This is a genomic window from Bartonella elizabethae F9251 = ATCC 49927 (assembly GCF_000518165.1).
GTDB lineage: Bacteria > Pseudomonadota > Alphaproteobacteria > Rhizobiales > Rhizobiaceae > Bartonella > Bartonella elizabethae.
In genome coordinates this window covers 1-8781 of record NZ_JADB01000026.1, presented here as the reverse complement: position 1 = coordinate 8781, position 8781 = coordinate 1, and the positions used below count along the sequence as shown (strand labels likewise).

Here is an 8781-nt window from a genome sequence, read left to right as displayed (position 1 = left end):
AACAACAATCGCTGGAACGCCAACCTGACGAGCAAGCAAAATATGCTCACGGGTCTGTGGCATCGGACCATCAGCTGCAGAAACAACCAAAATGGCTCCATCCATCTGTGCTGCACCTGTGATCATGTTTTTAACATAATCTGCGTGTCCAGGACAGTCAACGTGCGCATAGTGACGGCTTTCCGTTTCATACTCAACGTGGGCTGTAGAAATGGTAATACCACGCGCACGCTCTTCTGGTGCTGCATCAATTTGGTCATATGCTTTAAACTCACCAAAAAATTTCGTAATCGCTGCTGTCAATGAAGTCTTCCCATGATCAACGTGACCAATCGTACCAATATTAACATGCGGTTTTGTTCGTTCAAATTTGCTCTTCGCCATCGCTATTAATCTCTTGTTTTATTCTCTATCTTTGTTAGCACCTAGAAACAGGCCCGCAGAACTGAATTCAACTGGACCCTACACAAGCCCAATCACCACAACTCTTAGACGGAAAATCCCGCCCACTTTTTAAATAATGGAATATTTTCCATTATACCTACTTGCCTAATCATCAACAACCATTTGGAGCGGGTAGCGGGAATCGAACCCGCGTATTCAGCTTGGAAGGCTGCTGCTCTACCATTGAGCTATACCCGCATGACCCACGTACTAACTCTCCTTCGATGAATGGTGGAGGGGGTTGGATTCGAACCAACGTAGCATACGCAACGGATTTACAGTCCGCCCCCTTTAACCACTCGGGCACCCCTCCATTACACCGGCAAAGTCGCGCGATGAGGCATCACGACAATCATCTTGAACACCCATTCAATTCAATCTGATTGCGAAGTGGTTATGACGATTACGATTGTATCTGTCAACAGAATAAATACAATTCTGTACAAATTTCCTGCTCATAACGTTAAATCATAGATTTTTTCTAGCTATTTTTCTTATTAAAACGCTATAAAGGAGTTATGAAAGAAAAAACATCACAAAATTCTCATTATGCTCGTTTACGTCGCCGATATCGCGATGCAAAAGGCTTTTCTTCTCAATCTTCTACACATCTTAAGAAGGAAGCCGCTTCTTTACCGCAAGGAATTATCTATCTTTATGGCATTCATTCTGTCCAGGCTGCTTTAAAAAACCCAAAAAGAATTTTTAAATGTCTTTACGTTACACAAAATGCCTTAAAACGATTAAATATATCCGAATCAGATTATCCTTGTCCTGTTACATTATGTACCCCAAAATATCTTGATTCGCTCGTTGGAAGTGAAGCCGTTCATCAAGGAATTGTTCTAGAAACTTCTCCTCTAAAACCATGCAAACTATCGGAACTCACCAATACTGATCTGGTCATTGTCATGGATCAAATTACTGATCCACATAATGTTGGCGCTATTATGCGCTCTGCCGTTGCATTTAAAGCTAAGGCACTTATTACCACTTGCCGCCACTCTCCCCAAGAAAGCGGTGTTCTTGCGAAAGCCGCATCAGGAGCTCTGGAAATGATTCATTATATCACCGTCCGAAATCTCGCTGAAACTCTTCAAGAACTCCATCAAACAGGTTTTACGAGCTTTGGCCTCGATTCAGAAGGGGACCAACCTTTAGAAACAACATTAACAGGAAATAAAATTGCTCTTGTTTTAGGAGCAGAAGGGAAAGGCTTACGAAAAAAAACACGCGAAACCGTTTACGCTTTAGCGCGCCTTGATATGCCTGGAAATATTAAATCATTAAATGTTTCAAACGCAGCAACAATAGCACTTTATGTGACACATAAATATCTTAGATTCTAGTCTTTATTTTTTGTGAAACATCAAAAAAGCCAACCAACAAAAAACCTGTGAGAAACCCACCAATATGTGCTTCCCATGCTATTGAGATACCATTTTCTTCAAACAGAACGGAAGAAATACCTATGATAACATCAGCCGCCAGCCATACACTTATATAAATAAGAACGCTCTTGGAACAAAGGGCTTTTTTGATAGATAATAAAGACCCCAAAGGTTTTTCACGCTGCGCATTGACACCTAAACCGCTGGGAAATCCGTAACGCGCAATAGCCCCCATCATTCCAGATACGGCACCTGACGCCCCAACAAGTGATATAATACTTTCTTGATGAAATGTAAAATAAGTCAAAACAGAAATAACTGCCGTTAACACCCAAAAAATTAAAAAACGTAAAACACCAAAATGCCTTACTAAAGGAGAGCCAAAAATCAAAAGCCAAACCATATTAAGAGCAACATGTTTAAAACTACCATGCATAAATGAATAACTCACCATGGTATAAAAAAATGCAATAGGATTGGTCTTAAACAATGCTGGTGTGAATGAAAAAAACTCAAGGCCTTCAATATAATGATGATGAGAAAAAAAATACTGAGGAATGCAATAAAGACAAAAACAAAATACGATCAAGACAACAATAATCAACGGAATATTCAATAAGGGTTCTTTGGGTTGTCTCGGCAATCGGGAAACATTCTTATATTGATGACGAGAAGCTTTCATTGGATAAAATCTCTTATTCTTTAGAAATAACTGGTTACTCTTGACACAAAGTAAAGACACCACTCCCAGTGATACAAAATCTTTTAACGCCTCCCTGAGATTTCTGTTAAATTTTTAATAGCTCACCGTAAAAAATATCTGTCTGTTATACAAAAGATTTTAAAAAGTATGGATATTAAAAATATAATTTACAAAATGAGTGATATCCTTCTTATTAAAATGTGCAGTTTATCATGCCATGTATAAAAACTTATGAATAACAAACTCACTTATGAGGCACTCTATCATAAAAATATCAAATACATACATGTTGCTTTTTGCCAGAAATATCCCAGTTTTTGCATTTTTTAAATCCGATTATACTTCAATTCTAAATAATCTTAAACCTCTCTTGTTCCAATAACAGAGCTTGAATTACTTCTACTCTTTAAATGAAAAAAAAATCTCCATGTGCATAAAGGCTACCAACACGTTTGTTTTGTCTCAATATCATCATTGGTGTTTCATAAATTACGCATTTGAAAGTCTGTTTCCCCATAAAGGCAATGTTTTGATCTATAATGATAATTTAGTTTTATTTATATTGAGTTAGATCTTTCAATGCCGTAAGATTCTTCCAATCCAAACTTAGTTTATACTAGATCAAGGAAAACCATTCGCTTGCACGTTACAAGGAAGAAAAGTTGCGATGATAAAAACTGTCGTGAAACATTGAGAGCAGGCCCAAGTGTGTGATAGTGTCTGCTTTCTCCTTTACAAATGTAAAGATGGGGAATACTCAATGGATTTATCATTATACCACAAAAAAATGCCATAGCGAAATGGATTTCACGCGCCTTAAGAAAAGGCTCTTTAAATAGTCTTATCTATATACCCGCCGCTTATAACGAATAAGGCAATCCTTTTGATCGTTTCAATGTAAGAAAATCTGCAATGAGAAAATCATAGAAATTCGAATCTCATTCAAATTGCAAAATAATAACGCACTATTATTGAAGAGGTAAGTTTTGAGAACTCTGCTTACAATCTTTTAACCACACATCATAAATAGGATGCTCAACAGCGTTCAAACCAGGACTATCCGCAAACATCCAGCCTGCAAAAATACGCCGTATTTTTTTATCTAATGTTACTTCATTGACTTCCACAAAACCTGTTGTACGCGTTGGTTCATCTTTAGAGCTCGTATAACAAGCACGGGGTGTTACCTGTAATGCACCATACTGATAAACTTCACCAAGAGAAACTTCAAAACGCGTCGTTCGCCCCGTTATTTTATCAAGGCCTGCAAATACAGCAACTCCATTGCTAATACGCTCAGCCCGTCCCCCACTATTTAAGGATAAAAACACTAAAATTTCCATTAAAAAAATATATATAAAATTTCTCACCCTCAACAATAAAAAAAACCTTATCATATCAAAACCAATCGCACCTTAAAAATAAATCTTGTTATAACGTAGAGCCAAATAAGACAAAAATACACGCGCCCATTAAAACATTTTATTTTTTAGGTGACCACGCATCATAATCTTCACGTACACAAGGACGCTCATCATTGTAAGGAATAGCCCCCTTTGGTCGATAGGCCTCACTTGTTCCTGTCATATTTGCAACGTGCGGCTTCTCCCATTCATAGGGATGATAATCCTCCTGTGTTGGAGGACACTCACAGCGATGATGAATCCAGCCGTGCCAGCCTGGTGGAATAGTAGAAGGCTCAGAATAGTCTTTATAAATAACCCAACGATGCGGATAACCATCCTTATGAAATCCCCCTTCATAATATATATTGCCAAATTGATCTTCCCCTATCCGCTTACCTTTGCGCCATGTAAAAAAACGCGTACCAATGGTATTACCATTCCACCAGGTAAAGATTTGCTTAAAAAAACGAGCCATTTTCTATTCCATTTCTTCAGTATGCTCATGAAAATCAATCACTGGAATAAACTTGTTAATGCTTTAATTACCGGTTAATTCAGCACAACTCCAATTAATAGGATAACTTTTTATCCCTTAATTTTGAGAAGATATCATATTTATAAATTCTTCTCTACCCCACAAAATTTAATCTATGCCAAGTTTCATCTTAACTAATTCATTAACAGTTTGAGGATTTGCCTTACCACCTGTTACTTTCATTACCTGTCCAACAAACCAACCTGCTAAAGCAGGTTTTTGCTTTGCTTGCGCAACTTTATCAGAATTATTAGCAATGATCTCATCAACAGCTCTTTCAATAGCCTTTGTATCTGTTACCTGCTTCATATTGCGCTCTTCTACAATTTGGCGCGGATCTCCCCCCTCATTCCAAACAATCTCAAAAAGATCTTTGGCAATTTTTCCAGAAATAACGCCTTCTTTTATAAGATCAATAATGCTTCCCAATTGATTTGGCGATACTGGTGACTCCTCAATTTCACGATTATCTTTATTTAAAGCCCCTAAAAGATCATTAATCACCCAATTGGCCACTATTTTTCCATCACGCCCATACGCTACTTCTTCAAAATAATCAGCGATAGCTTTTTCTGTCACAAGAATGGAAGCATCATACGCTGTCAATCCCATTTCTTTAACAAAACGCGCTTTTATAGCGTCAGGTAATTCTGGTAAATCCGCGGCCAAAGCATCCACAAATGCTTGATCAAATTCTAATGGTAAAAGATCAGGATCAGGAAAATAACGATAGTCATGCGCTTCTTCCTTTGAGCGCATAGAACGGGTTTCTCCTTTAGTGGCATCAAAAAGCCGAGTTTCTTGCTCTATGACGCCTCCATCTTCTAAAATTGCGATCTGACGACGCGCTTCATACTCAATCGCTTGACCAATAAAGCGTATAGAGTTAACGTTTTTGATTTCACAACGCGTTCCAAACGCTTCACCAGGACGACGAACGGATACATTGACATCTGCACGCATAGAACCTTCATCCATATTGCCATCGCAGGTTCCTAAATAACGAACAATCGTACGCAATTTTGTCATATAAGCTTTGGCTTCATCTGATGAGCGCATATCAGGTTTGGAAACAATTTCCATAAGCGCAACACCAGAGCGATTGAGATCTACGAAAGACATCGTCGGATGTTGATCATGCATCGATTTTCCAGCATCCTGTTCAAGATGTAATCTTTCAATCCCTACTTCGATATCCTCAAATTGGCCTTTCGAATCTGGACCAACAGATACGGTAATTTTTCCCTCTCCTACAATGGGATAGCGAAACTGAGAAATCTGATACCCCTGCGGTAAATCTGGATAAAAATAATTCTTACGATCAAAAACAGATTTTAAATTAATATGCGCTTTTAATCCCAAACCTGTCCGAACTGCTTGACGAACACATTCTTGATTAAGAACAGGCAACATCCCTGGCATAGCCGCATCAATAAGAGATACATGACTGTTCGGCTCTGCACCAAACTTGGTTGATGCACCTGAAAAAAGTTTCGAATTTGATATGATTTGCGCATGAACCTCCATGCCAATGATGACTTCCCAATCACCTGTAACGCCAGAAATAAAACGCTTAGAATCAGGAGTACGCGTATCAATGATGTTCATTGCCAATCCACTACCAATATTTTAAAACATATCTCATGGCTTATCTCAAACCATTCACAGTGCAAGCTTATAATATAATACCACAACAAACCCAATTCTATCGGGCTCATTCTGTTTGGGTAAATATTAAGCTTTTTTAGGAGCCTTTTTCTTAGCCGATGTCTTCTCTGCAGACTTTTCTTTTTCTTTCACAGCAGATTTTTTCTTTGCCGGCTTTTCTTCAGAGACATCTAATTCATCATATTCTTTCATCAACTCTTCAATCGTCACTTCTTTATCTGTGACTTTTATCTGCGCTAACAAATGATCAATGACCTTTTCTTCGAAAATCGGAGCACGTAGATTTTCAACAGCTTCCGGAGTCTTACGGAAAAAGTCCATAATCTCTTTTTCTTGTCCAGGATATTGACGAACTTGCTCAAAAACGGCTGCTTTTAGTTCATCCTCACTAACTTTAACACCAACCTTCATTCCAATTTCAGAAAGCACCAAACCAAGACGGACACGACGTTGTGCAAGGACATGATATTCCTCCCGCGCCTTTTCTTCTGTAACACCTTCGTCCTCAAAACTACGCCCAGCCCTTTTCAAATCATCATTAACCTGAGCCCATATATTATTGAATTCAATTTCTAAAAGTCCTTCAGGAATCTCAAAATTATAATCAGCATCTAAAGCATCAAGAATTTGACGCTTAACTTTTTGACGTGTCATTGAACCATATTGACTTTCAATCTGTCCACGTACAACCTCGCGCAAACGATCTAGAGATTCCAAACCGACTTTTTTCGCGGCCTCATCATCAATTTTTAATTCATCTGGTCTAAAGACAGCTTTGACAGTAATGTCAAACTCTGCTTCCCGTCCTGCTAAATGTGCTGCACTGTAATTATCCGGAAATTTAACAGAAATCGTTTTTGCATCTCCAGCTTTTACACCAACCAATTGCTCTTCAAAACCAGGAATAAATTGTTTTGATCCAAGAATCAGTTGTGCATCATTATCGGCCCCACCTTCAAATGGAACCCCCTCAAGCTTACCTAGATAATCTATGGTAATACGATCACCTTCTTCGGAAGACCCCTCTTTTAGGGAATAATTACGTGTAGAAGAAAGGACTCGATTGACTTGCTCATCAATATCCTTTTCAGGAATAGCTGCAATTTCACGAATAACTTCAATATGCTCAAAAGCTTTAATTTCAATTTTTGGTAAAACTTCATACTTTAAACTAAAAGTAAAATCGGCTTTTCCATCTAGAATTTTCTCATCTTCATCTATATCAATTTTCGGTTGCATCGCTGGGCGTTCATTGCGGTCCGCTAAAACAGAACGTGGCGCATCAGCGAGTATCTCATTAAGAATCTCTGCCATGAAAGATTTACCATACATTTTTCGCAAATGCCCACTGGGCACTTTACCAGGACGAAAACCATTAAGCTTGATTTTACCCTTGGTATCATCCAATCGTTCATTCAACTTTTCTTCTAAATCTTTCGCTGGAACCACGATCTTAATTTCGCGCTTCAGTCCTTCATTAAGCGTCTCGGTAACCTGCATTAAACACCTTCATTTTTCTAAGGAGAGGGATAAACCCACTCTAATCATCATTACATTCTAACACTTCAAGTGTTACATTACCATGAAGCGGAATTCCAGATACGTAGAAATCCGTAGCACTTAAGGGATTGCTTTGGTGCGGATGGAGAGAGCCATTTAATAATAATTCCTCACTATTTTTCAATAAGTTAATAAAAATATTAAAAAATCAAACCACCTTTTGAACCACCTAGCATATAGAATCCACAGCGCTACCAAATAACATCATCATCTATATATTGCAATTGCGAATCAAAACTTCTTTTTAAGGAGAGGTTTGGATAATTTTAGAATGAAAAATCTTACGGTATTTTTTATTTCCTAAATGAAGTGGAAAACTAAAACCGTTTACTTTTGCCACGAAATAAAAATCATCAAAACTACCAGAACTATAGCATTTTGTAATATAGCATTCATCAAAATCCTCCTTAAAGAGGTAATCAGACAAATAATAATTAATCAACGCAATACGTTGTTCAATCACGTCATCATCTGAAACATCAATCACATCCTTCTGAAAACTAATATCTGGATTTTTTGCTTTATTTTTTTTACGATAATGATAGCTAGCTATGAGAAGATTATCAAAAAATTTTTGCCATTGACGATTCATTGTTGATGTTAAGAGGCAGTCTTGCTCTAAGCTTGCATCTCCATTATGAGTTTTTAAAAATCTAATTCTATGCGGTATATCAAACATAGATTTTCTCTAACTCTTGGTTATCCATTTTTTTAAGTGTGAGAAGCTATTCCCTAGCGCGTCCATGAAACGGGCAAAATCGATTACACACATAAAGACAATAAGGGCTATCCACTTCATGATGCGTGACATCATCTTTAAGCCTTGGTACGTTTCTATCATCTCATGAAGAAGCCGTTGTTCTGTCTCTGAGAGATCTCGTTCCTGATTACTTTGTTTTCTACTCATTTTGCCAATCACATAAGCGTGCTCCCTGTTGATTATGCTTCAATATATCTCTTGCTAAATTGGGACTAATCGCGGTCAGATCTTGCTTGTCCAAATAAATTGGTAACCAACCAACACAAGAAACTGCCCTATTTGCCGCGCACCCAACGAGACAAAGCAGAGCGCAC

Annotated in this window: 9 protein-coding genes and 2 tRNA genes; 1 reads left to right on the top strand and 10 read right to left on the bottom strand. The window is 38.0% G+C overall.

Annotated features, from left to right (window positions below; all coding sequences use genetic code 11):
- The 3 genes from T429_RS09920 to T429_RS0108185 form a co-directional block, all read right to left on the bottom strand.
- The coding region (locus tag T429_RS09920; RefSeq protein ID WP_026500898.1) for a GTP-binding protein at positions 1 to 384 on the bottom strand (384 nt) is incomplete at its 3' end.
- Between the two features lie 184 nt (positions 385 to 568).
- Positions 569 to 642, bottom strand: a tRNA-Gly gene (locus tag T429_RS0108190).
- Positions 643 to 673: 31 nt separating this feature from the next.
- Positions 674 to 757 (bottom strand) — tRNA-Tyr (locus T429_RS0108185).
- A 205-nt stretch (positions 758 to 962) separates the two neighbouring features.
- Between T429_RS0108185 and T429_RS0108180 the strand changes: the two genes are divergently transcribed.
- Entirely contained in the window at positions 963 to 1793 is an 831-nt protein-coding gene (locus tag T429_RS0108180) for a TrmH family RNA methyltransferase (protein WP_005773666.1), read from the top strand.
- Here the strand turns inward: T429_RS0108180 and T429_RS0108175 are convergent.
- From T429_RS0108175 to T429_RS11100, 7 genes are all read right to left on the bottom strand, one after another.
- A complete protein-coding gene (locus tag T429_RS0108175) occupies positions 1783 to 2517 on the bottom strand; it encodes a rhomboid family intramembrane serine protease (RefSeq protein WP_005773667.1) in 735 nt (244 codons plus the stop codon). The two genes, T429_RS0108180 and T429_RS0108175, sit on opposite strands and share 11 nt — an antisense overlap.
- Positions 2518 to 3506: 989 nt before the next feature.
- On the bottom strand, positions 3507 to 3935 hold the full coding sequence (locus tag T429_RS0108170) for a DUF2155 domain-containing protein (protein ID WP_026500962.1): 429 nt from the start codon (positions 3933 to 3935) through the stop codon (positions 3507 to 3509).
- 85 nt (positions 3936 to 4020) lie between these two features.
- The gene (locus tag T429_RS0108165) at positions 4021 to 4419 is read right to left on the bottom strand and encodes an NADH:ubiquinone oxidoreductase subunit NDUFA12 (protein WP_005773669.1); all 399 of its coding nucleotides are present in this window, start codon (positions 4417 to 4419) and stop codon (positions 4021 to 4023) included.
- 168 nt (positions 4420 to 4587) lie between these two features.
- Positions 4588 to 6087, bottom strand: a complete 1500-nt coding sequence (gatB, locus tag T429_RS0108160) for an Asp-tRNA(Asn)/Glu-tRNA(Gln) amidotransferase subunit GatB (protein ID WP_005773670.1) — start codon at positions 6085 to 6087, stop codon at positions 4588 to 4590.
- A gap of 126 nt (positions 6088 to 6213) precedes the next feature.
- Positions 6214 to 7647: a trigger factor gene (gene tig / locus T429_RS0108155; RefSeq protein ID WP_005773671.1), complete on the bottom strand. Its 1434-nt coding sequence runs from the start codon at positions 7645 to 7647 to the stop codon at positions 6214 to 6216.
- Between the two features lie 304 nt (positions 7648 to 7951).
- Positions 7952 to 8386 carry a hypothetical protein gene (locus tag T429_RS0108150; protein WP_005775108.1) on the bottom strand — a complete coding sequence of 145 codons (435 nt, stop codon included), beginning with the start codon at positions 8384 to 8386 and terminating at the stop codon, positions 7952 to 7954.
- A 9-nt stretch (positions 8387 to 8395) separates the two neighbouring features.
- Positions 8396 to 8626: a hypothetical protein gene (locus T429_RS11100; RefSeq protein ID WP_005773397.1), complete on the bottom strand. Its 231-nt coding sequence runs from the start codon at positions 8624 to 8626 to the stop codon at positions 8396 to 8398.
- Positions 8627 to 8781 lie beyond the last annotated feature (155 nt).